General features: G+C 69.5%; 38 protein-coding genes and 2 pseudogenes. 6 read left to right on the top strand and 34 right to left on the bottom strand.

Annotated elements, in window-relative coordinates; translation table 11 throughout:
• Positions 1-127: 127 nt before the first annotated feature.
• The 11 genes from SH922_RS11870 to SH922_RS11820 form a co-directional block, all read right to left on the bottom strand.
• Positions 128-412, bottom strand: a complete 285-nt coding sequence (locus SH922_RS11870) for an HNH endonuclease (RefSeq protein WP_393057718.1) — start codon at positions 410-412, stop codon at positions 128-130.
• A gap of 68 nt (positions 413-480) precedes the next feature.
• Positions 481-741: a hypothetical protein gene (locus SH922_RS11865; RefSeq protein WP_393057716.1), complete on the bottom strand. Its 261-nt coding sequence runs from the start codon at positions 739-741 to the stop codon at positions 481-483.
• A 298-nt stretch (positions 742-1,039) separates the two neighbouring features.
• Positions 1,040-1,459 (bottom strand): DUF6221 family protein, encoded by a 420-nt coding sequence (locus SH922_RS11860; RefSeq protein ID WP_393057714.1) that lies wholly within the window; start codon positions 1,457-1,459, stop codon positions 1,040-1,042.
• 8 nt (positions 1,460-1,467) lie between these two features.
• A complete protein-coding gene (locus tag SH922_RS11855) occupies positions 1,468-1,629 on the bottom strand; it encodes a hypothetical protein (RefSeq protein WP_393057712.1) in 162 nt (53 codons plus the stop codon).
• 80 nt (positions 1,630-1,709) lie between these two features.
• Positions 1,710-1,973, bottom strand: a complete 264-nt coding sequence (locus tag SH922_RS11850; RefSeq protein WP_393057710.1) for a hypothetical protein — start codon at positions 1,971-1,973, stop codon at positions 1,710-1,712.
• Complete coding sequence (locus tag SH922_RS11845; protein ID WP_393057708.1) at positions 1,973-2,635, bottom strand: hypothetical protein; 663 nt, start codon at positions 2,633-2,635, stop codon at positions 1,973-1,975. Before SH922_RS11845 ends, SH922_RS11850 begins: the two co-directional genes overlap by 1 nt.
• Positions 2,632-3,063 carry a hypothetical protein gene (locus SH922_RS11840; RefSeq protein ID WP_393057706.1) on the bottom strand — a complete coding sequence of 144 codons (432 nt, stop codon included), beginning with the start codon at positions 3,061-3,063 and terminating at the stop codon, positions 2,632-2,634. Before SH922_RS11840 ends, SH922_RS11845 begins: the two co-directional genes overlap by 4 nt.
• Before the next feature lie 8 nt (positions 3,064-3,071).
• Positions 3,072-3,458, bottom strand: a complete 387-nt coding sequence (locus SH922_RS11835; protein WP_393057704.1) for a hypothetical protein — start codon at positions 3,456-3,458, stop codon at positions 3,072-3,074.
• A 47-nt stretch (positions 3,459-3,505) separates the two neighbouring features.
• The gene (locus SH922_RS11830) at positions 3,506-3,922 is read right to left on the bottom strand and encodes a hypothetical protein (protein WP_393057702.1); all 417 of its coding nucleotides are present in this window, start codon (positions 3,920-3,922) and stop codon (positions 3,506-3,508) included.
• Positions 3,919-4,191, bottom strand: a complete 273-nt coding sequence (locus tag SH922_RS11825) for a hypothetical protein (protein WP_393057700.1) — start codon at positions 4,189-4,191, stop codon at positions 3,919-3,921. The genes SH922_RS11830 and SH922_RS11825 overlap by 4 nt, the downstream gene beginning before the upstream one ends.
• Entirely contained in the window at positions 4,191-4,541 is a 351-nt protein-coding gene (locus SH922_RS11820; protein WP_393057698.1) for a hypothetical protein, read from the bottom strand. Before SH922_RS11820 ends, SH922_RS11825 begins: the two co-directional genes overlap by 1 nt.
• A gap of 172 nt (positions 4,542-4,713) precedes the next feature.
• Here SH922_RS11820 and SH922_RS11815 point away from each other — a divergent pair, with 172 nt between their 5' ends.
• Entirely contained in the window at positions 4,714-4,998 is a 285-nt protein-coding gene (locus SH922_RS11815; RefSeq protein ID WP_393057696.1) for a sigma factor-like helix-turn-helix DNA-binding protein, read from the top strand.
• 49 nt (positions 4,999-5,047) lie between these two features.
• Here the strand turns inward: SH922_RS11815 and SH922_RS11810 are convergent, their stop codons facing one another.
• The 21 genes and pseudogenes from SH922_RS11810 to SH922_RS11710 form a co-directional block, all read right to left on the bottom strand.
• On the bottom strand, positions 5,048-5,761 hold the full coding sequence (locus tag SH922_RS11810; protein WP_393057694.1) for a hypothetical protein: 714 nt from the start codon (positions 5,759-5,761) through the stop codon (positions 5,048-5,050).
• Positions 5,762-5,837: 76 nt separating this feature from the next.
• On the bottom strand, positions 5,838-6,197 hold the full coding sequence (locus SH922_RS11805; RefSeq protein ID WP_393057692.1) for a hypothetical protein: 360 nt from the start codon (positions 6,195-6,197) through the stop codon (positions 5,838-5,840).
• Positions 6,194-6,586, bottom strand: coding sequence for a hypothetical protein (locus tag SH922_RS11800; RefSeq protein WP_393057690.1), 393 nt, complete (start codon positions 6,584-6,586; stop codon positions 6,194-6,196). Before SH922_RS11800 ends, SH922_RS11805 begins: the two co-directional genes overlap by 4 nt.
• Positions 6,587-6,765: 179 nt before the next feature.
• On the bottom strand, positions 6,766-7,746 hold the full coding sequence (locus SH922_RS11795) for a hypothetical protein (protein ID WP_393057688.1): 981 nt from the start codon (positions 7,744-7,746) through the stop codon (positions 6,766-6,768).
• A gap of 102 nt (positions 7,747-7,848) precedes the next feature.
• Entirely contained in the window at positions 7,849-8,205 is a 357-nt protein-coding gene (locus tag SH922_RS11790) for a hypothetical protein (RefSeq protein ID WP_393057686.1), read from the bottom strand.
• Positions 8,205-8,363, bottom strand: a complete 159-nt coding sequence (locus SH922_RS11785) for a hypothetical protein (RefSeq protein WP_393057684.1) — start codon at positions 8,361-8,363, stop codon at positions 8,205-8,207. The genes SH922_RS11790 and SH922_RS11785 overlap by 1 nt, the downstream gene beginning before the upstream one ends.
• A complete protein-coding gene (locus SH922_RS11780; RefSeq protein ID WP_393057682.1) occupies positions 8,360-8,668 on the bottom strand; it encodes a hypothetical protein in 309 nt (102 codons plus the stop codon). The genes SH922_RS11785 and SH922_RS11780 overlap by 4 nt, the downstream gene beginning before the upstream one ends.
• Complete coding sequence (locus SH922_RS11775) at positions 8,665-9,045, bottom strand: hypothetical protein (protein WP_393057680.1); 381 nt, start codon at positions 9,043-9,045, stop codon at positions 8,665-8,667. Before SH922_RS11775 ends, SH922_RS11780 begins: the two co-directional genes overlap by 4 nt.
• A complete protein-coding gene (locus tag SH922_RS11770) occupies positions 9,042-9,761 on the bottom strand; it encodes an ATP-binding protein (protein WP_393057678.1) in 720 nt (239 codons plus the stop codon). Before SH922_RS11770 ends, SH922_RS11775 begins: the two co-directional genes overlap by 4 nt.
• A gap of 2 nt (positions 9,762-9,763) precedes the next feature.
• A complete protein-coding gene (locus SH922_RS11765; RefSeq protein WP_393057676.1) occupies positions 9,764-10,615 on the bottom strand; it encodes a hypothetical protein in 852 nt (283 codons plus the stop codon).
• A gap of 346 nt (positions 10,616-10,961) precedes the next feature.
• Positions 10,962-11,255, bottom strand: a pseudogene (locus SH922_RS11760) (WhiB family transcriptional regulator); the annotation flags it as partial.
• Positions 11,252-11,689: a hypothetical protein gene (locus SH922_RS11755; protein WP_393057674.1), complete on the bottom strand. Its 438-nt coding sequence runs from the start codon at positions 11,687-11,689 to the stop codon at positions 11,252-11,254. The gene SH922_RS11755 and the pseudogene SH922_RS11760, both read right to left, overlap by 4 nt.
• Entirely contained in the window at positions 11,686-11,892 is a 207-nt protein-coding gene (locus SH922_RS11750; protein ID WP_393057672.1) for a hypothetical protein, read from the bottom strand. Before SH922_RS11750 ends, SH922_RS11755 begins: the two co-directional genes overlap by 4 nt.
• The gene (locus SH922_RS11745; RefSeq protein WP_393057670.1) at positions 11,889-12,284 is read right to left on the bottom strand and encodes a hypothetical protein; all 396 of its coding nucleotides are present in this window, start codon (positions 12,282-12,284) and stop codon (positions 11,889-11,891) included. Before SH922_RS11745 ends, SH922_RS11750 begins: the two co-directional genes overlap by 4 nt.
• Positions 12,284-13,099 (bottom strand): hypothetical protein, encoded by an 816-nt coding sequence (locus SH922_RS11740; RefSeq protein WP_393057668.1) that lies wholly within the window; start codon positions 13,097-13,099, stop codon positions 12,284-12,286. The genes SH922_RS11745 and SH922_RS11740 overlap by 1 nt, the downstream gene beginning before the upstream one ends.
• Entirely contained in the window at positions 13,096-14,070 is a 975-nt protein-coding gene (locus SH922_RS11735) for a PD-(D/E)XK nuclease-like domain-containing protein (protein WP_393057666.1), read from the bottom strand. Before SH922_RS11735 ends, SH922_RS11740 begins: the two co-directional genes overlap by 4 nt.
• A gap of 79 nt (positions 14,071-14,149) precedes the next feature.
• Positions 14,150-14,407: a hypothetical protein gene (locus SH922_RS11730; protein WP_393057664.1), complete on the bottom strand. Its 258-nt coding sequence runs from the start codon at positions 14,405-14,407 to the stop codon at positions 14,150-14,152.
• Positions 14,404-14,814, bottom strand: a complete 411-nt coding sequence (locus SH922_RS11725; RefSeq protein WP_393057662.1) for a hypothetical protein — start codon at positions 14,812-14,814, stop codon at positions 14,404-14,406. Before SH922_RS11725 ends, SH922_RS11730 begins: the two co-directional genes overlap by 4 nt.
• Positions 14,811-15,098, bottom strand: coding sequence for a hypothetical protein (locus SH922_RS11720; RefSeq protein ID WP_393057660.1), 288 nt, complete (start codon positions 15,096-15,098; stop codon positions 14,811-14,813). The genes SH922_RS11725 and SH922_RS11720 overlap by 4 nt, the downstream gene beginning before the upstream one ends.
• Before the next feature lie 91 nt (positions 15,099-15,189).
• The gene (locus tag SH922_RS11715; protein WP_393057658.1) at positions 15,190-15,423 is read right to left on the bottom strand and encodes a hypothetical protein; all 234 of its coding nucleotides are present in this window, start codon (positions 15,421-15,423) and stop codon (positions 15,190-15,192) included.
• On the bottom strand, positions 15,407-15,709 hold the full coding sequence (locus SH922_RS11710; RefSeq protein ID WP_393057656.1) for an XRE family transcriptional regulator: 303 nt from the start codon (positions 15,707-15,709) through the stop codon (positions 15,407-15,409). Before SH922_RS11710 ends, SH922_RS11715 begins: the two co-directional genes overlap by 17 nt.
• 255 nt (positions 15,710-15,964) lie before the next feature.
• On the opposite strand from SH922_RS11710, the gene SH922_RS11705 reads away from it, so the two are divergent.
• The 3 genes from SH922_RS11705 to SH922_RS11695 all read left to right on the top strand — a co-directional run bounded on the left by SH922_RS11705 (position 15,965) and on the right by SH922_RS11695 (position 17,978).
• On the top strand, positions 15,965-16,333 hold the full coding sequence (locus SH922_RS11705; RefSeq protein WP_393057654.1) for a helix-turn-helix domain-containing protein: 369 nt from the start codon (positions 15,965-15,967) through the stop codon (positions 16,331-16,333).
• 162 nt (positions 16,334-16,495) lie between these two features.
• Positions 16,496-16,744 (top strand): hypothetical protein, encoded by a 249-nt coding sequence (locus SH922_RS11700; protein WP_393057652.1) that lies wholly within the window; start codon positions 16,496-16,498, stop codon positions 16,742-16,744.
• 55 nt (positions 16,745-16,799) lie between these two features.
• Positions 16,800-17,978, top strand: a complete 1,179-nt coding sequence (locus tag SH922_RS11695) for a tyrosine-type recombinase/integrase (RefSeq protein ID WP_393057650.1) — start codon at positions 16,800-16,802, stop codon at positions 17,976-17,978.
• A 262-nt stretch (positions 17,979-18,240) separates the two neighbouring features.
• Here SH922_RS11695 and SH922_RS11690 read toward each other — a convergent pair.
• Positions 18,241-18,759: pseudogene (locus SH922_RS11690) on the bottom strand (tyrosine-type recombinase/integrase); the annotation flags it as partial.
• Between the two features lie 303 nt (positions 18,760-19,062).
• Here SH922_RS11690 and SH922_RS11685 point away from each other — a divergent pair.
• Both SH922_RS11685 and SH922_RS11680 read left to right on the top strand, forming a co-directional pair.
• On the top strand, positions 19,063-19,449 hold the full coding sequence (locus tag SH922_RS11685; RefSeq protein WP_393057648.1) for a hypothetical protein: 387 nt from the start codon (positions 19,063-19,065) through the stop codon (positions 19,447-19,449).
• Between the two features lie 163 nt (positions 19,450-19,612).
• The gene (locus SH922_RS11680; protein WP_393057646.1) at positions 19,613-19,903 is read left to right on the top strand and encodes a hypothetical protein; all 291 of its coding nucleotides are present in this window, start codon (positions 19,613-19,615) and stop codon (positions 19,901-19,903) included.
• A gap of 384 nt (positions 19,904-20,287) precedes the next feature.
• Here the strand turns inward: SH922_RS11680 and SH922_RS11675 are convergent, their stop codons facing one another.
• Positions 20,288-20,590, bottom strand: a complete 303-nt coding sequence (locus tag SH922_RS11675; protein ID WP_393057644.1) for a hypothetical protein — start codon at positions 20,588-20,590, stop codon at positions 20,288-20,290.
• Between the last annotated feature and the right edge of the window lie 41 nt (positions 20,591-20,631).

Here is a 20,631-nt window from a genome sequence, read left to right as displayed (position 1 = left end):
ACCTCCCCACCCAGGGCACTCAGTGATCGCATACAGGCTGGTCAGGCACGGGGGGAGAAAAATAAAAGCTGGGCGCGGGGCTGGGATGAGCCGCCACCAAAAAAGGGAACCGGTCCGGTCGGCTCGATCAGCTCGGTCGGTACCAATCGCGTGATGTGGTCAGGCCTTTGACCTGGGTGTTTGCGCCCTTTTCGCCGTTGCAGTTGCGGCCGCAGGTGGGGCAGCGGTTGACGCCGTGGGCTGGTGCCCAGTTGTCGCGGTCGCGGGGGTCGGCACCACGAGCGACGGGAGTGATGTGGTCGATGACGTCGGCTCCGACGTGGCCGCAGATGTGGCAGACGTCGTTGTCGGCAAGGAACTGCGCGCGGCCCTTGCGGTAGGCGTAGGAGGTGAGGTCACGGCGTCCGGCCATGCGTCCACCTCCGGGCATGGGGAGGCCCGGCCGCAACGGGGGTGCAGCCGGGCCGGTTCGGGGGTGGGTCAGCGTCTGCGGAAGAGGCAGACGAGGGCGGTGCGTTCGCCGGTGAGGGCCTTGCCTTCTGCGGCTGCCATGTTCTGGAGCATCCAGCCGGCGGACTCGACTGCCGTGATCTGTTCGGCGATGCCGGTCATGGGCGCGGTGGTCTTGCTGGTGGAGCTGGCCTCGATGAACTTGTACACCAGGACGTAGTCGCCTCTGGCGTAGGCCTCTCGGGCCTCCTTGCCGGCTACGTCGGCTTTGGCGTTGTTGATGAATCCCATGTGTCGCCCCCTGGTGTGGTGTGGGGGCATCGTGGCACGGGGGTGAACGGGTTGTGGGGGAAATGCGAAGACCCGCCATCGGGGGCGGGTCGGTTGTTTCCGGGCACGCCGGATCTGCGGCCCATGATGCGGCATGATCGGGCGGTTGTGCAACTACAGGCGTAGTGGACGTGGCGATGCCCCGCCCCTGTCTGCAGCGGGGGCGGGGCATCGGGTCCTCCGTCGGTACGCGGCAGCCATGTCACGATCCAACGGATGTTGTGGTTCCCACGGTACGGGCGGGGACTGACAACGGGGGTTACGGCCGCCACGCGTCGCGGTAGTCGGGGTGGTCGGAGTACGGCAGGGCGAGCAGGCGCAGCACGTTGTGCCCGTGCTTCGTGCGGTAGCCGCACCCGGGGCCGCTGTCGCACAGGTACAGGTCCGCCTGCTTTACGATCTCCCGCTTGGCTTCGACCTCACGGAGGACACGGGCCGGGTCATGGCGGGCGATATGGGCGGCCCGCGCGGCGTCCTCTTCGTAGCCGTCCGCCCCGGAGTAGGTGGGGCCGGTGTCGGCCACTCGGTGAGCGTGCCCAGCGAGGATGATCTCTGTGGTGTAGACGTCGGTCTCGCTTGCCCGCCACGGGGCGAACTTGCTGCGGCCGAGAGCGGCAGCCAGGGCGGTCTGCTCGTCTTCGCCGAGGCGGTCGCGGAGGAACTGCACCAGGTCGTCCATGCGCTCCATCATCCCTTCTTGAACCAGCCGCCGCGGCTGCTCTGGTAGTCCGTCGCGTGGTCCTTGGTGCGGAGGTCGGATGCGGGGAGCCGGGTCGGCATGGTGGTGGGGAGCTTCCCGAGGGGCTTGGGGGTGGCGGGGGTCTCGTCCTTGCGTCGGCCGAATGCCATGATCGTGTCCTGTCTCTGTGTGTTGGGGATGGGCCCGGGGCCGGCCGAACGTCTTGGCGGATGGCGGCCGGCCTCGGGGGTTAGCGGATGGGTGTGTACCGGATGAGCCCGCCCATGGGGTGGGGGCTCTGCATGACGACAACGCCGTCGCGGATGCCGATCGTGAGGTTGGCGATCAGGGCCTCGGTCATCTCCAGTTGCAGGTGTTCGCCCTTCATCTCGGGCGCGTCCTCCCAGGTGGCCCCACCGTCGTAGCTGCGGTCCTTGCGGTACGGGGCGTCCGGGTCGATGTCGGTGACGGGGGCGTTGTCGTAAATCCGGAACCAGTCGTCGTGGCGGGCCATTACGCGACCTCCTCGCGGGCGGGTGTGACGGTGATGAGGGCCCCTTCTGCGGACCGGACCACGGTGGGGGCTGTTGCTGTTGTTGTTGTGCTCTGACCTGCGGCAACAACCCCTTCAGAAGGGGCTGCATCGGGGGAGCGGAGGGGCGGAAAGTCCTTCTCCCGCACTCCGGTAGATACGCCGCGCCCCTTCATGCGCACCCCTCCCGCGACAGGGATACCGGCCAGGGAGCAGCCCTCACGGACGCGGGTGGGGGTGGTGTTCAGGTGGGTGGCGAGGGCAGCGAGGTGGGCGTGTGGGGAGCCGATCTCGTGGAGTGCGGCTGTGAGTTCGGCGCCGGTGAGCGGGGCCTGCTCGGGCTGCTCCCCCGGCTGTTCGGCCGACTGCTCGGGCTCCTCGGCCTTCGGTTTGGGCTCTCCGGCACGCCAGGAGAGGACGGCGAGGAGCAGCGTCACGGGAATCATCGCCATCGGGTACGCGGCGGCGGCCCGGTACAGGGTGCCTACGGCGAGGAGTACCCCGAGGGCGCGCCACAGCTTCTCGAAGCCGGGCCCGTCCATGCAGCGAACCAGCAGGTCGAAGGACAGTCGGAGGAGGCCGGTTGCGATGCGGATCAGCGGCGCGGCTGCGGTGTACGGGCGCAGGCCCTTCAGGGCCTTCATGCGAACTGTCCGAAGAGGTCGCCGACCGAGCCGGATACCTGTGCCCACGCTCCCCCGGCAACGGCCGCAGCGGACGCCAGGACGAGGCCGAGGACACCGGCGGCGCGGGGTTTCATCTTCAGGAGGTAGGCGATGACCAGGATCGTTACGCAGATTGCACCGGTTCCGACGTCGGCCATGGCCCGGTTCCCAGTGATTGCGGTGAGCAGGCCCAAGATGAGGTCGTCGGGGAGGCCCCAGATCTGGCCGGCGCCCATGGCCGCGGTCCCGGCGAACACGCCGCAGAAGATCGCGGCCTTCTTGCTCATGGTGTGCTCGGACTGTTCGCGGGTGCCGAGGATGAGGGCGGTCCACAGGATGAGGGCGAGTCCGCCGGCGCCGATGGAGCCGAGGACGTCGCTGTTCGTACCGCCTGCTGCGAGGTTCATCGTGTCCTTCAGAGGGTGGCGTCTGGCCCGTAGAGGGCGAGGGCGGTGAGGGTGGTGGCGAGGGGGATGCGTCCGGCCCATCCGGCTGCGCGGACGAGGACGGCCCGGTCTCGGCTGCGCCAGGCGTGGGTTTTCCACTCGGCCAGGAGGCTGAAGAGGGCGAGGCCGACGCCGACCCAGACGCCGCGGGCGACGTCGTAGGTGCCGTAGTGGGTCATGCCGTTGAGGGCCCAGGGGCCGATGCCGCACCACCAGCCGCACGCGGCTGCGCTGGCGTTGTAGGCGACGGCGCGCAGCTTGGGGTGGTCGATGGTGGGGGTGGTGCGACGGGGCGGTGTGTAGCGCTCGCGTCGCTTCTCCGTGCGGGCCGTCTTCGTGATCGGGCGAGACGGCACGGTCGGAATGGTGGGCGGGTAGTTCGGGGGTGGCGGGACCATGCCGGTCATGTCGCATCGCCTGTCTCGGTGTCGCATGCGACGGCGGCCGGGTAGTAGTCGGCGAACTGGTCGGCGGCGCGCGACAGCTGAGACACGGTGTCGCGCAGCTGCTCGTACCAGCGACGGGCTGTCGCATCGGTGGTGATCGTGAGCGCGGGTGTCGCATCGTCCACGGCCCGAGCTGCGTCGCAGAGCTGTCGCAGTGCTGTCTCAACCTGCGCGACGCGGTGCGCCTGTCGCTGCGCCGGTGTCTCGGCCGAGGGCTCGGGGGTCGCATCAGATGTCTCGGTGGCGGCCAGGTCGCGCGCCACGGTGTCCTTGCTGATGCCCACCGCAGTTCCGATGTCGCGCAGGGATACACCGTCTCGCTTCAGCTGTCTCACGCGGGCGCGCCGCTGCGACAGGTCGGGTGCGACAGTCATCGCGACACCCCCTGAGCGATGAGACGCAGGAGGGCGGCGTACTCGCCGCGGGTCTGGTCGGGGCGCACCGGCGGGGCGGCTGCGAGAAGGTCTTGCTCGGCGGCGAACGCCTTCTCGGGGTTGTCGGGGTGGAGTCGCTCGGCAAGGACGAGGGCGCGGGCGAGGCGGATCGGCTCGCGCATCTCGGCGGCCGGCCGTTGGGTCTGGAGGGTGTCGGCGAGGCGGCCGAGGAGGACGCAGGTGTCGTTGCTGAGGACGAGGGGCGTCATCACCGGGTCACCGCCGGGCGCCGGCCTTCGCGGACGCGGCGCAGAGCCTCGTCCATGTCGGGGTCTGAGTCGGTGGCGGCGTAGATCGGGTCGGCGGTGTAGTGGTGTCGCTTGGCCCGGTTCAGGTCCATCGTCACTGCGTTCTGTTCGGCGCAGTACTCGTTGGCGACCTGAGCGCTGACGGTCTCGCCGACCTCCCGGGCGATTCCCCACCATCCGGGGGCGACCTCGATCTCCCGCATGATGCGGTAGCCGATCGCCATCTCCGAGCGGCGCAGGCGCTCCTCGTATGCGTCGCCGGGGAGCGGCGAGGCTGCCGCGGTGAGACTGGTGTCGGTACGGTGTGCCATGTCATTCCCCTGGTGATGTCAGGTGGGTGGCTGGCCCGGCCGGAGCGTGAACTCTGGCCGGGCTGTTGTGCATGGAGCGGAGAGGCGGGCGGCCTCTCGTTGTGCAGAGACTCTACACAGAGTAGGGTCCCTACACAAGCGATACGGCGCCGCCCCGGAACGAGGAGCGGACATGGCAGAAGACGAGGAGGTGCAACGGGTGCTGAACGCGATCGATGCACTCGGTGAGCACGGGGACGCCGCAGAACGGGCGAAGCGCCTGACTGCGCTCCTCGATGAGCTGCCGGGCCGGCAGTCCCGGGCGCGGGAGCTGCGGCAGCAGGCAGTGCAGGAGTTGCAGGCCGAAGGGATGACGCTGCGGGCGATCGGGGATCTGCTCGGGATCAGCTTCGGCCGGGTGCGGCAGATCGCTGCCGGGGTGACGAACCCGCGGACTCAGAAGCCGGCGGCCGAGTAGTCCTCGGTACGCCAGAGCCCCGACCACATTGGTCGGGGCTCTGCTGCGTTCAGGCTGCTGCGCCGAGCTCCGACCACACGCCGCCACAGCTGGCGCAGTTGGCGAGTGGGCTCGCGCCGGCGCCGCCGTACACGGTGATGGTGCCGCCGCAGCCGGGGCAGGGCGGGGTGAGGGTGACGGTTTCGGCCCCGGTGTCGAGGGCCTGCTCGATGCGGTGCCGGGCCTCCTGGGCGACGTGCCCGATGTGGCGGCTCTGTGCGTCGCTGAGCGGGGTGAAGGGTCCGCCGGTGCCGGTGACCCTGCCGAGGAGCCAGAGGGCGGCGTACTGGGCCGTTCTGGTGCCGGTGTACCGCCAGCGTCGGGGGTCGATGGCGTCGGCGCGGGCGAGCTGGTCCCGCCGCTGCCGGTCCGACGCCGGCCAGTTCCGCGGGGCGGGGCTCATCGAGGGGCGCTGGACGGCGGCCGCGGTCTGGTCGGCAACCTCGATCAGTGCCGCTTCGATGACGCGCATGGTCTCGTACACGCCGAGCCGGATCGGGATGGGGCGGACACCGAGGAGGTGGGCGTCCTGCTCCAGGAAGCGGCGGGCTGCGCGCTGGTGGCCGAGGGCTTCCACCTCGTCGGCGTCGAGGGCGTCTGTTGCTGCGAGGTAGGCGCGGAGGCCGCGGCCGAATCCGCCGATCTGGGCGGGCATGCCGAGGGCGTCGTTCAGGTCCCGCCAGGTGGTGGCGATCTGGCGGAGGTCAGCGGCGGCTGTGCTCACGGGTGGCTCCTTGCGGTACGGCGGGGCGGGCTGGTGCAAATTGCCCGGCCGGGCGGGGGTCCGGCCGGGCGGCAGGTCAGGTGGTGGGCTGCTGCTCGGGCAGGGCGTTGTCGATGGCGAGCTCCAGCGCGGCCCAGGTGGGGCCCTTGGCGCCGTCGGGGGCGAGGGTGGCGAGGTTCCGCACGCGTTCGATGGCGGCCTCGGCCTTGTGGCGCTGGGCCCCGGCCTCGTTCATCAGCTGGATGGCGCGCACGGCGGTGTCTGCGGCGTCGGCGTCCTGCTGGAGCATGAAGCGGATCGCCTTGTTCGCCCGGTCCAGCCGGTCGGCCATGGCGGTGATTCCGGCGGCCAGGGCGTCGTGTTCGGCGTCGAGTGCGACGCCGCGCCTCGCCCGGTCGGCGAGGTGGAGCAGCTGCTCCCGGGTGGGCCCGGTCATCGCGTCGACTCCTCGGCGGCGGGGAGTTCAAGGCGGGCGGTGATGATCAGCCGTGTGCCGGGCGGGTAGTCGGCGGCGATGGCGCGAAAGCCGGGGCCTTGGACGATGCCGTGGTTTCCCTTCTCGGCGTCTGCCGGTCCCCAGAAGTGGCCGATCAGCTTGGGCGGGTCGTTGCGGTCGTAGCCGGTGATGTAGCTGGGGTGCAGGGCCAGGGTGGTGTGCGTCTCGGGGTTGTCGGCGGACAGGACTTCGTTCGGCTTGGAGTGGCGGTAGCACTGCCACTTGGCAGGCAGGTCCGCAATGTCTCGGCGGGCGGTGTATTCGACGAAGCTGGTTTCCCGGCATCCGGTGGTGGCGCAGGTGCGGGTGATGGATCGGCGGCGGGCCATGTGGTCGTGCTCCTTGATGGCGTCGTGGTCTTGTTGTGCGGTGCCGACTCGGGCGCTGTGTGGCCGCCCACGCCCGTGTCTGGGCCTGGTGCGTCCCCGGTGGCCCTCCCGGAGGCAGATGACTGCTGCGGCGGTCACAGCGGCCAGGAGAGCCACGTGCGGGGCGAGGCGGGCGAGCGTCACGGGGCGGGGTGGGGATCGGCGGCGGCCAGGAAGAGGTGGTCGCCGGTGGCGTCACGGCAGTACGCCTCGTGATGCCCGGCAGGACGGGCGCAGGGCCGGTAGTAGATGCCGGACACGCCAACGGTCTTGCCGCACAGGGGAGACGCCTCGGTCTCGGTGTCCGGCTGGTCGGCGGCGGGGAACGCCGGGTCGTTGGCGTCGGGAGCAGCGAGCGGGCATCCGCTGTCGTGGGTGTGGTCCTCGCTGTCGCACGTGCACGCCTCGGTCTCGGGCTGCTGCGCCTCGTCGGCCATGCGGCGGACGGCGGCCCGGTAGCGGCGCGCCTTCGCCACAGTCGCGCTGTCCCAGCCGTGCATGGCGGCCGTCTCCTCCAACGCGCCGTGCGTGCACGTGCCGTCGTGCTCGGCCTGCTCGCAGTCCCAGCCGCAGAGGACGGCCCAGATCCAGGCGTCAACGCGGTAGGTCTGCCAGTCGCGGCTGCTGGTGGCAATGAGGGTGTGGAGACCGTCGAGGGCGGCGGCGAGCGTCTGGCGGTCGGCGGGGGTGGTCGTGGGCTGCTGGTCGGTGGTGCCGAGGACCTGCCGGGCTACGGCGAGGGCGGCGGACAGATCGCACGTCGTCGGGCTGCACCACCGTTGGCACTCCTCGTGGGCCACTTCACGGCAACTGCTCATCACCCCGTCCAGGAGCGCGGCGATGGCGGTGTGCAGCGGGTCGCCGTTCTTCCGGGCACGGTCGGCGGCGGCGTGCAGTTTGTCGGCGGGGGTGGTGGGTGTGGTGTCGGGCATGTGGGTCTCCTGGGTGGTGTCGCGGATCCCCCGGGCCACGGCGAGGGCCGGGTGCAGGACGGTCGCCAGCAGCCCGGTCGTGGCGTCAGACGGGTGGTCGGCGGCGTCAGCCAGCGTGGCGAGCAGCGCGGCAAGGGCTCGGTCCGGGGTGCGCCCGGCGGCGGTGCGGAGTTCAGCGGCGTGCGTCATGCGGGGTCTCCTGGGTGCGGGGCCGGCCGAACCGGATCAGACGGGCGAGTACGGTGAGCGGGCGCCCCGGCCGGCTATGACCCGGCCGGGGCGTACTGCGTGTCACGGGGTGGCGGGCCGCTGGTCGATGTCGTAGATCCAGGCGGCGCAGACGGCGGCGACCTGGAGCAGCTCGGTGCGGAGCGTGGCGGGGTCGGACTCGGCGAACGCTTCGGCGACCTCCTCGTTGAGCACGTGCCGCCACGTGAGGTCGCCCCGGTCGGCTGCCCGCTGGCACCGGTTCCGCGCCTCGGCCGCAGCGTCGTCGGCGTGCATGAGCGCGCCCCAGCTCGCGGTCCGGGGGCCGGTGCCGTCGGGGTGGTGCTGGTTGCCGAACTTGGCCAGCTGCGCCTGGCGCTCAGCGTCGATGGCTTCGGCGAACGCCTTCACGCCGGCGGTGGTGAACAGGGTGGGATACATCAGATGCTCCAGAGGCTGGGTTGGTGGTGGATGAGGGGCTGTTCGTCGTGCTCGGGTTCTGTGCTGGGCTCGCTGCTGGCGACGGCGAGTTGTCCGGGGATGGGTGCGGGTGGCGGGGTGTCGAGGAGGGCACGGGTCCGGTCCAGGGCGGTCGTCATCGGGCGGCCTCCACCCGGTGCGGGCTGCCAGACCCGGGGCACGGGTCGTCGGCGTCGCCGTGGCGGCGGATCCGCCCGTCCCGGTTGAGTAGTTGCGGTTCGGTGCAGACGGGGCAGGGGCGGCGGATACCAGTCCGGTTCTGCCGGGGGATGTACACGGCCCATCCGGCGGTGACGAGCGATTCGGCCGCGAAGAGGGCGGCCTCGTCGGGGGTCTGCTGCTCGTATGGGGTGACGAGGCGGTATTCGTCGAGGCCGGCGGCGAACGCGGCCAGGGCGGCGGGCGGGAACGGGTTCGGCTTCATGCGGCAGCCCTCTGCTCTCCCGGGTGGGTCTGGTTACGGACGGGCTTCCACGGGGGCTTGCCGGAGCCGGGGCACGGTGCGGACCAGTCGCGCCCGTTCCAGCGGTGGTTGCCCATGACGTTGTCGCGGGTCATGGCCCGGTCCTTGCCGCAGTGCTTGCACCAGCCGCGCGGCCGGGCGGGCTCGGGCACTGCCGGGTAGACGATTCGCCAGCAGGGGTGGGTCGGGATGATGCGGCGTTCGCCGTCGACCCGGAGGCGGAGGCCCGCGTTGCCAGCGCCGACGATCGTGGCGGGCTTGCCGTCGTACTCGATGCGCATGCCGTGGCGGGCGGGGACGTCGTACTGGCGGCGGATCCATTCCATGGTGCTGCTCACTGGGTGCCTCCTCGGCGGCGGTCGGTGCCGGTCATGGCGATGACGTGCGTGTCCTCGGAGAGGCGGGACACGATGCGCTCTCCGAGGGCGGAGTTGAGATCGCGGCCGTCGGCGGCCTTGGCGGGCAGGTTCGACGTGTAGATCGAGGGGCGGCAGGCGTTGTACCGCTCGTTGATCAGCCGGTACGTCACCTCCTCCGTCCACTCGCTGCCCTTGGCCGAGCCGAGGTCGTCGAGGAGCAGGAGCGGGATCCGGCACAGGCGCCGCAGTTCCTCCTCGGCACCGCGCTGCGAGCCGTTGGGGCGCAGCAGGCCGTACATGTCGGCGGCGGTCAGTGCCCGGATCTCGTACACGGTCGGGCCGGCAGCGGCAATGGCGCGGAGGGCGGCGTACGCCTGGTACGTCTTCCCGGTGCCCGTCGTGCCGGTGAGGAGCAGGGATCCGGCGGTCTCCCGGTCGGTGATGACGCGGTCGGCCCATGCCTGGACGTCCGGCTGGGTGTGGTCGGCGCGGCGGTAGCGGGGCGGGGTCGCGGTCTCCCAGCGCTTCAGTGCCCATTCGGCGCGGCGGGTGCGGTGGTACTCGGGGTGGCCGGGTTCGTCTGGGGACGGGCCGTCGGCGACGGGTCCGGCGGGGATGTCGGTCATGCCGCGGGCTTCCAATCCGGCTCGGAGGCGGGCCATTGCGGCGGCGTTGTCGAGGGTGGTGGGTTCCATGGTCAGAATCCGTTCGAGTACGCGGACACGTCGGTCGGGTTGGTGTAGGGCTGCCAGCCACCGGAGACGGCGCGCAGCGGAGGACGCTCGGTGCCGGCCTCGGGCAGCGGCGGGAGCTCTTTCCAGCCGGGGAGGAAGTACCGGGCGTAGGACACGTCCTTGGCCGCGGCCTGCTTCTGGGCGTAGGCGGCGAGGGCGGCGATGCCGGTGCGCTTGATGAGCGCTTCGACGGTGAACCATTCGGCGCTGCTCAGGTTCCAGCGGACGAGGATCCCGGCGGCGGTGATCATGTCGACGAGCGGTCGGCTGTTGATGGGGATCTCGGGGCCGAGAACCGGCGCAGCAGGCTCCCCGGCTTGCTTGCTAGCACTCCTGGTAGGAGTGGTCTGGTAGAGGGGCCCTGATTCAGGGCCCATAGGGGCCTCGATTCCGGGCCCCCCCGGCCCTGATTCAGGGCCCCTAGCGTTTTCGTTACCGGCCCTGATTCCGGGCCCCTGCTCAGAGTTAGGGGCCTCGATTCCGGGCCCCTGCTGTTCGGCTACCGGCCCTGATTCAGGGCCCCTAGCTCCCAGGGTCGGGCGGACATAGCCGACCGCGAACGGCAGCTGGTAGGTGGCCGGGCGGCTGCCCTTCGCAGGCTCGGACTCGATCAGCTCGCCGGACTTCAACGCCTTGTCGACCGCCAGCTGCACGACCGAACGGGAGGCGTTGAGCCGAGCCCGGAACTCGGTGGTGCCCATGCGGGTCGTGCAGTCGGGCCCCGGCGCCTTGTCGGCGACCGCGAGCAGCACCATGCGGACGTTCCCGGTCGTGCGGGAGCAGTTCCACACCCACTGCATGGCGTCGATGGTCACGCGGGCCTTCTTCCGTACGGGTCGTGGTGGTGCGGGTGGTGGGCCCGGGGCTGCGGCCCCGGGCCGGGGATCACGCGGCGGCGGGCTGCTCGGCTGCCTTGCGGGCTTCGCGCTCGACGCGGTCCTCGATGTGGGCCACGCACTGGGCCCGGTCGCAGTACCGGACGACGGACCCGACCGGGGGCGTGCCGCGGGTGACTGCCCACGTCAGCCGGTTCGGGCTGTAGCACGTGCCGCGGACCGAGTTGGACCGGCCACCGATCCAGTCGACATGCCCGCCCTCATCGACAGGGCCAGTAAGTGCGGCATACGCGTCCTGAAGGGTGCGGTGCACGGTGGGTACCGGGGCGGCCGCGGCCTTGGCGTTGGCCCGCACCATGCGGCGGTGCCAGGCCACCCGCTCGTTCTCCGTCATGCCGCCCCAGATCCCGGACTCGGTCCGGTGCGTGAGCGCCCACTGCCTGCATTCCCGCATGACGGGGCAGCCGTAGCAGACGGTCTTGGCGTCGGCGATCTGTGCGAGGTGCGGTCCGGTGGTACCGGTCGGGTGCCACTGCTCGGGGTCGTACTCCGGGCGGCGGCACTCGCCGTCGTCGCGCCAGTCGTAGCCGCGGGGCAGGGTGTCGGGTGCGTAGCTCATGCCGCACCTCCGAAGATCCCAGCCATCTGGGTCTTGAGCTGGTCCCGCATCGGCTGGTCTTCGAGGTGGGCGGGGGCGACACAGCCGCGGTAGCCGCAGCCGGGCAGTGCGTAGCCGATGGGCTCACGGCCGTGCTGCATGACGAACGCGATCCGGCCGGCGGTGTAGCCCTTCTTCATCCAGCGGAAGAACGGGGTGCCGCAGTTGGTGCGGTGGCCGGTCCATTCGAGGTGGCCGCCGTCGACGGGGCGGGTGCGCTGACGGAATGAGTCCTGGGGGCTGCTGGCGGGACGGACGCCGGGCTTGTGGAGGGGCAGGCCAAGTGAGGTGCGGGCGGTGGCCACGGTGCGGTTGTCGACGTTGAGGCGGCGGGTCACCTCCCGGTCGGAGCAGCCTGCGCGGAGGAGTTCGGCGATGTCGGGGCGGATGCTCACTGCTGGTCTCCCTTCGTGGTGCCGCAGTCGGTGCAGCGGTAGCCGGTGGTGGTGGGGGTGTGGCGGCGGGTGAGGTGGGCGCACGCGGTGGTGTCACAAACCAGCCACCGGGTGCCGGGGACGGGCGGGGCCGTGTCGAACGTGGCGGCCGGGGCGGGGGCGCGGTGCCGGCCGTGCGACCGGAGCAGAGCGGGAAGCCTCACGACTCCACCGCCTTCGCGCGCGGCTTGTCGGAGCGGCGTTCCTGCCAGTGCGCACCCAGGTCAAGCGCCGGGGAGTCCAGGCCAACCGCGTTGTCGTACGCGGCCCACACCTTCATCAGATCGCGGTGCAGCTGGGCGTTCTCGGTACGAAGCCGGGCGGTCGCGCGGACCATCCGCTCCAGCCGATCGCCGAGGCGGACGTTTCGCCTGATCGCTGCGCTCATGGTGTGCTGCCACATAGCGGCGACGTCCTCGGCAACGATGACCTGTCCGGCCGTCAGCCCTGCCGCACCGAGGTGGGCTGCGGCGTCCCGGCGGGCGATGTCCCGCTGGTGCAGGACCTGCTCGTACCGGGCCTTCAGCGCGGCGTGCGTGCTACGGAGAACGAACATCACGCCCCCGTCCCAGCGCCGGTGATCTCCTCGGCCGTCACCCGCGGGGCGGGGAACTCCTCGTCGACGGAGACCTCGCCACGCTGGATCGACTGGAAGATGACGAGCAGCTGCGCGATGTCGTGCTCCGTCCACTTCCCGGACGGCCGGCCGAGCTTCGTCTCGATGCGGTCGGCGGTGATGCTGATGCCCTCGAACGTCTTGATGGCGTCAGCGACCCTGATGTTGAGGGGCTTGCCCCCGCCGTCGCGGATCGTCTTTGCGCAGAGTTCCTTGGCCTCTTCGACGAACCACGGCGGGAGGATCGCGAAGATCGCCTCACGGACGCGGCGGGCACCGTTGTTGGAGTTGTTCTCGTAGATGTCCCGCATGTCAGTGAGCTGCTTGGGCCCGCCCTGTGTGTCCCTCTTGTGAGGGACGATGAACGTCGAGGAGTTCCGGCTGTTCTTCTGGACGTCCCACGCGAACGCCTGCATCTCCGACTCGCCGAACTCGTCGTCGCGGCGCATCTCGACCAGCCCGTACTGGATGTTGCCCCAGCAACGGGCCAGTTCCCGGGCGAGGTGAACGGACGGGCCGGACACGGTTTTGCCGCCGCGGGGGAATCGGAACTGGGCGCGCTCGGCCAGGTACGGCTGGGTGCAGGACTGCCGCATTTCAGCGATGGCGGCGTTGATGTCGCGGGGGCACTGCTGTGCCACGACGATGGCGGCCTGCACCTCGGCGACCGCGCGAGACTGTTCCACCGCAGTGCCCTGTCCGACACGGGCCGGGGCCGCGGACGGGGTCATGCGCTCGATCTGCTGGTAGCTCACAGGTACTCCTCGGTGTCACGAATGGCGGCCCACGGGGGCAGAGAGAGCTGGGCAACGTCGTCGGTGTAGCCAGGCCAGCGACCCGAGGCGGTGCACTCGGCAAACACCTCGATCGCACGCCGGTTCCTGGCCGCAGCAACCCGTCGGGCCTCGGCGTCCGGCTCGAAGACGGTCACGATGTACGGGGCGGTCTTCTCCTGGCAGACGAAGACCATGGCCGGGTCGTCGGCCAGCCCGACAGCGCGAGCGGCGTCCCGGTACCAGTCGTCCTGGCAGTGGTAGCCGAACTCGTACATCGCCTTTTCCAGCGCGGTGGGTTCGGCGCTGCGGCAGGTTTTGTAGTCGGGGATGATCAGCCGCCCGTCGCGGGGGTCGGGCAGCCAGTCGAACCGGGCCCGGCGCGTGATCCCGGACGGGCCGTCCGTCCAGAACACCGACTGCTCCGGCCGGCCGAACTCCGGGTTGAACAGGGCGGATGCGACAGGGTGTCGGCGGATCGCGTCTGCCATGCCGAGGACGTCGTCGTACTCGTCGCGCTTCAGCGGCACGGCGCCTTCGGCCCTGATCTCGGCGAGCTCGGCGCGGATGGCGTTGGTGTCCCAGCGCTTCGCGTCGACGAGCACCAGCTCGGGGCCCTCGCCCAGCACTTCCTTGTGCGCCGCGTTGCCGAGGTCGAAGACCTTCTTCGGCTTCTGCGGCTGGTCCTGCTCGTACCGGAACAGGGCCGGGCACGACGGGGCCAGCAGCTTCCGGGCACCGGACGACGACAGCGATCCGCGGTCACCGTGGTACGCGGCCATGGAGAGGTCGGGGTACAGGCCGGGCTTCAGCGGACCGTCCTCGTTGAGCTGCCACGGAATGCCGCTCTCGGTCTCGTGCCAGTCGCCCTTGTGCGGGCCACGGATGCACTGGCGCAGCGTGTCCGTCTCCGGGTTGTACAGCGCCTCCGGGCACTGCGGGGTCGTGGTCATGCGGTGGCTCCCAGTGCGGTGAGGATGAGCGCCCAGAGCAGGAGGCCGAGGGCGAGGTGCGCGACCATCCGGGGCGCCGTCACGGGGTGACCCGGTCGGCGTTGAGCAGCTCAACCAGGTACGCGGCGATCTTGTGGGACTCGCACTCGATGACCGGGTCCGGGCAGCAGGCGTACGCCTCGGCCTCGTCGTCGGGTCCGTGGTCCGGGTCGGTGCACACCGGAGCGATACCGGTCGGCTCGTCCGTGCCGTCGGTGCTGAACACGGGCCGCCACTCGGGCGCCGCATCCCCGCACATGAGCTTGAGGAACTCGCGGGCTGCGTCGCGGTCGCTCATGCCTGCCCCCACTGGTCTCGCTGGGCGGGGATCTCCGGCAGGTCACGCGGCGTCGCGTAGTCGGTGTGCAGCGGGCTGTCGTGTCGGTCCTCGGGGGACGCGCAGCGGCAGGTGTGCGGGCAGCGCTCGCAGTCCTGGCACACCTCGTGCGGGCAGTGACCGCAGTCGAGACGCCGCGTCAGCGGAATCCCACAGTCGTGGGTGAACCTCGTACTCGGCCGGTCCTGCTCGATGGCCCGGAAGTCCACGTCACCCGTCGGCATGGGCAGGGCACCCAGCGCGTCGACCGCAGCCGCCAGTGTTGATGCGGCCAGCACCTCGGCGTGGTGCCGGTCGACCATGTCCCGCGCCCGGTCCAGGGGGACGACGCACTCCAGCAGGGCCAGCAACTCCGTCCGGGCACTCATGCCTGCACCTCGGCATCCATCGCCGCGACCAGGTGCCGCAACGCGACCTCCAGGCCGGTGGCCGCACCGATCAGTCCGGTGTGGTCGTGGATGCTCACGGTCTGGTGCTGGGCCAGCACCCGCCGGGCCTGCCGCGCGGCCACATCCAGCGGCGGGGCGGTCGCGACCCCGTCACGCGCCGGGTCGTACAGGGGGTCCAGCAGCAGGGACGCCAGCGGGCGGACGGCGACCGTGCGCCGGTCCCCCGTAGGGAAGTTGATGGGGTCGGTAAGCTGTACAGACACGGTGTTCCACTCCTTCAACGGGTGTGTGGGATGTCGTGGGGGCTGTCCGGGACCTGATCCGTCCGGGGCGGCCCCGTGGTGCATGTGGGGGTCAGACGGCGACGAGGTGCGAGGACTCCGGGTCCTGCGCGGCCATCCAGTCGCGGACCTCGGTGATGTCGAACCGCCTCTGGCGGCCGGCAAACGGGGCAACCGGCATCCCCTGCTTGATCCACTGGAGGATCTGCCAGTCCGAGACGCCGTAGTACGTCTCGATCTCGCGCTGGCTCAGGAGGGGCACAAGGCCGGCGGGGAGGGCGGTGAGGCGCTCACTCTTCTTCGGCATCGGAGGTTGACCTTTCTACTGTCGCGGTCGAAGGTGTAGGCATGCTGAACAGGGCGTGGATCCGGGCGTCGAGCCCTTCGGTGATGAGCCATGCCGTGTGCAGCTCGCATCGATCTCGCGCGGTGCGCCCCCGCCCGGTGAGTCGGCCGATCGTGGCCGGGCTGACTCCGCGCCCCTCCGGATCGACCGTCCTGGTCTTCTCGGCGAGTTCGTCGAGGGTCAGTTCCTGCCGCTTCATTTCGTCGCGGAGTGGCTGGCCTTCGCCCTTGCGGAGCAGCTTTGGCATGGGTACCTCGTGCAGGTTGATGCGGGTGAGTCCCTCGGTGTGAGGTGCTACGACAGTTCTACAGTCGCTGTCGCAGTGATGTCAACGAGAACACCCGAGAACTTCCGAGTCGCTGCGGGAATCGAAAGGGTGTTCTATGGTGGAGTCATATGCCAGTACGCCGGAGCGTGACGGGGAGGTCGCGCGCCGCACCAATACGCGCCATGCTTCTACTTTTACTTGCGAAAAGTAGAGGTCGCGGGCAGTCTTGGGGCCGTGGACAACGAGGATGCGACCCCCACTGAAGACCTCGCGCAGCTGCTCGCACGCCTGAAAGACGAGTACGGCGTGAACGACAGCCAGATCGCGGCAGCCATCGGCGCGTCCGTCTCCACTGTCAACACCTGGGTGCACAGAAAACGGCAACCGCGACCCGACGCCCTGCGCGCCCTCGCCGCCGCGTACCCGAAGTTCACCGAGGACCGCCTCTTCGCCGCCGCCGGCCGCAAGACACCCGGCCCGCTGAGCGCGACCGCCGAGGAACGACTCCTCGAACTCTTCCGCGGGCTGACCGCTGAGCAGCAGGAAATCAAGGAGCTAGAGCTCCGCGCGTTGAACGAGCACAACCGTTCCGCCCTGTCGTGAGTCTCAACTAAATGGACTCCGTCACTCCATGCGCATGACGGGTCGTCAACACGCGTAACGGTAGTCGCATATTCCACCAACTGGGGGTACGGTCGTTCGCACGGCCGATGCCCTCCCCCTTCGGTCGCAGGTTCCAATCCGCCTGCGTATCCGGGGGTCCGCATGTGTATTCGCGTCCGCTTCGCTCCGATCGGCTCGGCTCCGGTGTTCGACCCGGCCACCCGCACGATCGCTCTCCCGCCCGGCCTCGACCGAGCACACACCGTCATTGCCGCGCGGGCCGTTCTCGCCGAACTCGCCGTCGTCCAGCCCCGCTTCGGTGCAGTCTGCTACTGCGGGGCCGAGGTCGACCTGACTCCCCGCATTCCGCAGCAGAGGGCAGGAGAGCAGGCGGTGACCCATGGCGCGTAGAGCGACCAACAACCCCAGGCAGAAGCGCAGCAAAGAGTGCGGGTGCGCACTCTGCATGGAGGCCTACCCCGGAAGCAGGAAGGCCCGACGCGACTGCATCGGGCCGTGGCAGGCCCGGTACAGGGACAAGGACGGTAAGCAGTGCGGCCCCCACTTCGACACGCACAAGGAAGCGTCCGCCCACCTCGACAAGGTGCGCACGCAGGTGCGCGAGGGGACGTACCAGGACCCGAAGCGCGGCGCGATCACCGTTGACGACTGGTATGCGATCTGGTGGCCGACAGTCAAGGTCAAGTCGGTGACGACGAGGAACCGGAAGTTGTCGGCGTGGACAGTCCACGTCCAGCCGAAGTGGGGCAAGCGCAAACTGAACACGATCACGTGGCTCCAGGTTCAGGACTGGATCACGAACGAGGTGAAGGGCCACGCCACCCAGAAGAAGGTGTTGGAGCTGCTGCGGCACATGATGGTGGCTGCGCTCCGGGACCGGCGGATCACCGTGAACCCGTGCACCGACATCGAGGTGGCGTCCGCGCCGGCCCGACACCCTGACGAGATGATCCCGCCCACCGCCGCGCAGTGCGCCCTGATTCGCGAGCAACTCACGGAGTACTACCAGCCCCTTGTAGTGTTCGCCGAAGAGACCGGGATGCGGTGGGGTGAGTACACGGGCCTTCGGGCCTGCAACCTGGACCTCGGCAGTGCCACGGTGAAGGTGAAGGAAGTTCTCATCGACGACCGCGGGAAGATTCGGCGAAAGCTCGCGCCGAAGAGCCGGGCAGGTTTCCGTACAGTACCCCTCACCCCGGCAGCCATCGCGGCCGCGCAGACGATGCTCGACAAGTGGGCGCCGGCCGTCACTGAGTCTCCCGTCGGCGATGGGGAAGACCTCCACACCGAGGAGCTGGTATTCCGCGGGCCGGCCGGTGGCGCGTTGACTCGGCCGAACTTCCGTCGGCACTGGATCCCCGCTATCACGGACGCTGGCGTGGCTCGGGAGGTCAAAAACCCGGAGACCGGCCGTACGGAGATTTGGCCGCGGGTGCACGATCTGCGGCACGTCTTTGCGACCCGGCTGAAGGATGCGGGGGTTCCGGAGAAGGACGTTCAGGTCATCATGGGGCACGAGCGGGGCGGGCGTGTGACGTGGTTGTATCAGCACGCGGGGCCCGAGTTGGTCGACGAGGTACGGGCCGCGCTGGTCACGGGTAGGCACCTGCGGGCGGTGTCGTGAGTGGTCAGGCCACGACGGGGCCACAACGGGGCCACAATCCCCACTCGGGCGGCCTCGGAAAGTCTCGGTCGCTTCCGTTGTTGCAGGTCAGAGCAGTGCTCGGGAGTTCTCGGAAGTTCTCGGCGGGTCTGACCAGCGGTTTACGGTTTCTTACAAAGCAGATGTCGGCGGTTCGAAACCGTCCGCGCCCACCAGCACAAAGGCCTCTCGCCGATCATGGCGAGGGGCCTTTGACATCCGCTTCTGACATCGACGGGTGCGGTCATGCACGGGCGGGTCGCCGCTTGAGCATGCGGTCCAGGTGGCTAACGGGCCTCGCGCTGCGTGTCCTGGACGACGTAGGCGTAGATGTTCATCGTGACGGCGATCTGGCTGTCCCCGAGGATCTCCATGACGACGCGGGGAGCCACCCCGAACAGCAGTCAGCAAGGTCGCGCACCCGCGGCGGGCATCGTGCAGCCGGATCACGCGGAGCCCGGCGGTTTTGGCTACGCGGGTGAACGAGCGGTACAGGTCGCGCGGCTCGATCGGATGGCCGGTGCGGGTGGTGAAGACGTTCTCGCCAGCGGCTCCGCGCATGGCAGCCGGCCGCATTCATTGCCAACGAAGGGGAGCGACGCAGATCGCGGGCAAGGGGAGCGTCTGCTTCCTGCGCCTTCCCTTGGGATAGTCCTCGTACGCCTCACCACGGACGCGCTGGCGCTGGGTTCGGGGGCGGATCTCTCGCCTCGAGGTCGAGGTTTTCCCAGCGGAGTCCCACGACACGTGCCCCTCGCGTGCCCGATCTGGCGGGAAGCCGGGGGGAACCACGGGGAGTTACAGCCAGGCTCCGACCCAGGTCAGCGGAGGTGCAGGTCCTCGGACCATGGCAGCTCCCGCCCAAAGTCTCTCCATGTCGAACTTCCCTGCCAGGCACACGGACCGTAATGGCGAAGCGCGCCCCAGCCGTCATTGACACCAGGACTTGAACACGTTCAAGATGATGTTCGCCGCTTCCTTGAGGCGTCGCTACCGGACATGTGCGAGACACGAGAGGCAGGGTCGTATGGCTGCCGACCAGCATCAGCGGATACGACGTGCACTCATGAGCGCTGCGTTGGGAGGTGCGGTGACATTCCTGTTGGCCTCCTGTTCCGGCTACTACCCAGTCGAGGTCAACACCGTTGATCGGCTGACGGGCGTGTGGTCGGACTGGACCGGGGCGACAGTTGAGTTCAAGGACGACGGCACGTTCACAGCCAAGGGCTTGGACAAGGCGGACGTCGTCGGCTGGGGGTGCTCCGGGTTCGCCGACCGGCAACACGGAACCTGGTCTCCCTCCGGAACGTATGGCGAGGTCACCTTCGACGGCGTGGACTGCGAGGAGATGAAATTGACCTTCTACGGCTCCCCGGATTCCTTCATCGCCTGCTTCACCCGGGACGTGACTTCCGGGGGATGCACGCACGAATTCAGCCGGGAGGAAGGCTGATCCGAGTGGTCCTGGCCGCGAACCGACTACGTGACCGCCACGTCACGGGACACGTGCGGGATAACTCGTCAGCCGGCGGGCGTATCAGACGCTTGAACTGCATGGACATGGGGAATCGGACCGGCCTCCGGAGTCGTGTGTGTTGAGCGGCATCATGTTCTCCATGACCTCTGAATCCAGCAGCGCTCCCGTTGAGAGCACCCAGGTTACGGCCGTGACCGATGGTGTCGCCCAAGTCTTCAAGTGGGAGGCGGGAGCGCGGATCGAGGTGCGAGATCTCGGGGGAGAGGTCGTCATTGAGGCGAACGCCGCGGGCCTCAGGACGCTCGCTGGGCATCTCCTCGTGTTGGCCGACGATGGAGTTCCCGATGGAAGTCACCTACACCTCGAGGACAGCAATGGTCTGGAGGGCGGGTCCGTCGGCTTGGTCCTGGAGCGCAGCGACGACGAGTGACGGCACCCGTGAAGTTGGGCACGGAGCTGACATCAACAGCCGCGGATTGCAGCAGCCGTGCCCGTCTCCTCACGGCGCGAGCAGCCGTGGAAGCGCAAGCAGGCATGAGCGTCCGGGCGAACTTGCAAAGCAGATGTCGGCGGTTCGAAGCCGTCCGCGCCCGCAGTAGGAAGCCGCAGGTGAGAGCTTGAATCGGCCCTCCGGTCCATACGAATCGGGGACCGTTTCCATGATCGATGCCCATAGAGAGGCCACATCGCCACGGCAGGCGGCCCGCTCATGACTCGCCTGACGGCCGAACCTGACGGGGATGCGTGGGCCGCGGCCGCCTCGCCACTTCCCGGTTCGGGTCCTGGGTCGAGCGAGACCTCGGAAAGCCGCCCATCAGCCGCAGCGGCTCTCCCGTGGCTCCACGGCACCCACCTGGTCCATGCGCCGGATCTCCCGCTCTGCCGCTTCCAAGTGCCCGAGGTCGAGGGCCATCGCGGCACGCCCGGCGACGTAGAAGATGTCCTGGCGGATCCGACAGTCCAACCCCGGTTGGCGGCACAAGGCCAGGAACCGCACCTCGAGACTGAGTTCGATGCGGCCCATCTCGTCCCGGACGTGGACCGGGAGTGCGGCGTGCCGGAGATCCTTGGCGTAGTCACGCGTCTGCCGGTCGGCCTCGTCAGGCCGGGCTTCCACGGGACGATAAGGGTGATCGGCCCACTCCGTGTCAGCCCACC

Origin of the sequence: Streptomyces sp. LN549 (assembly GCF_043203805.1) — a bacterium.
Taxonomy (GTDB): Bacteria; Actinomycetota; Actinomycetes; order Streptomycetales; family Streptomycetaceae; genus Streptomyces.
This window is presented reverse-complemented; position numbering and strand designations above follow the sequence as displayed.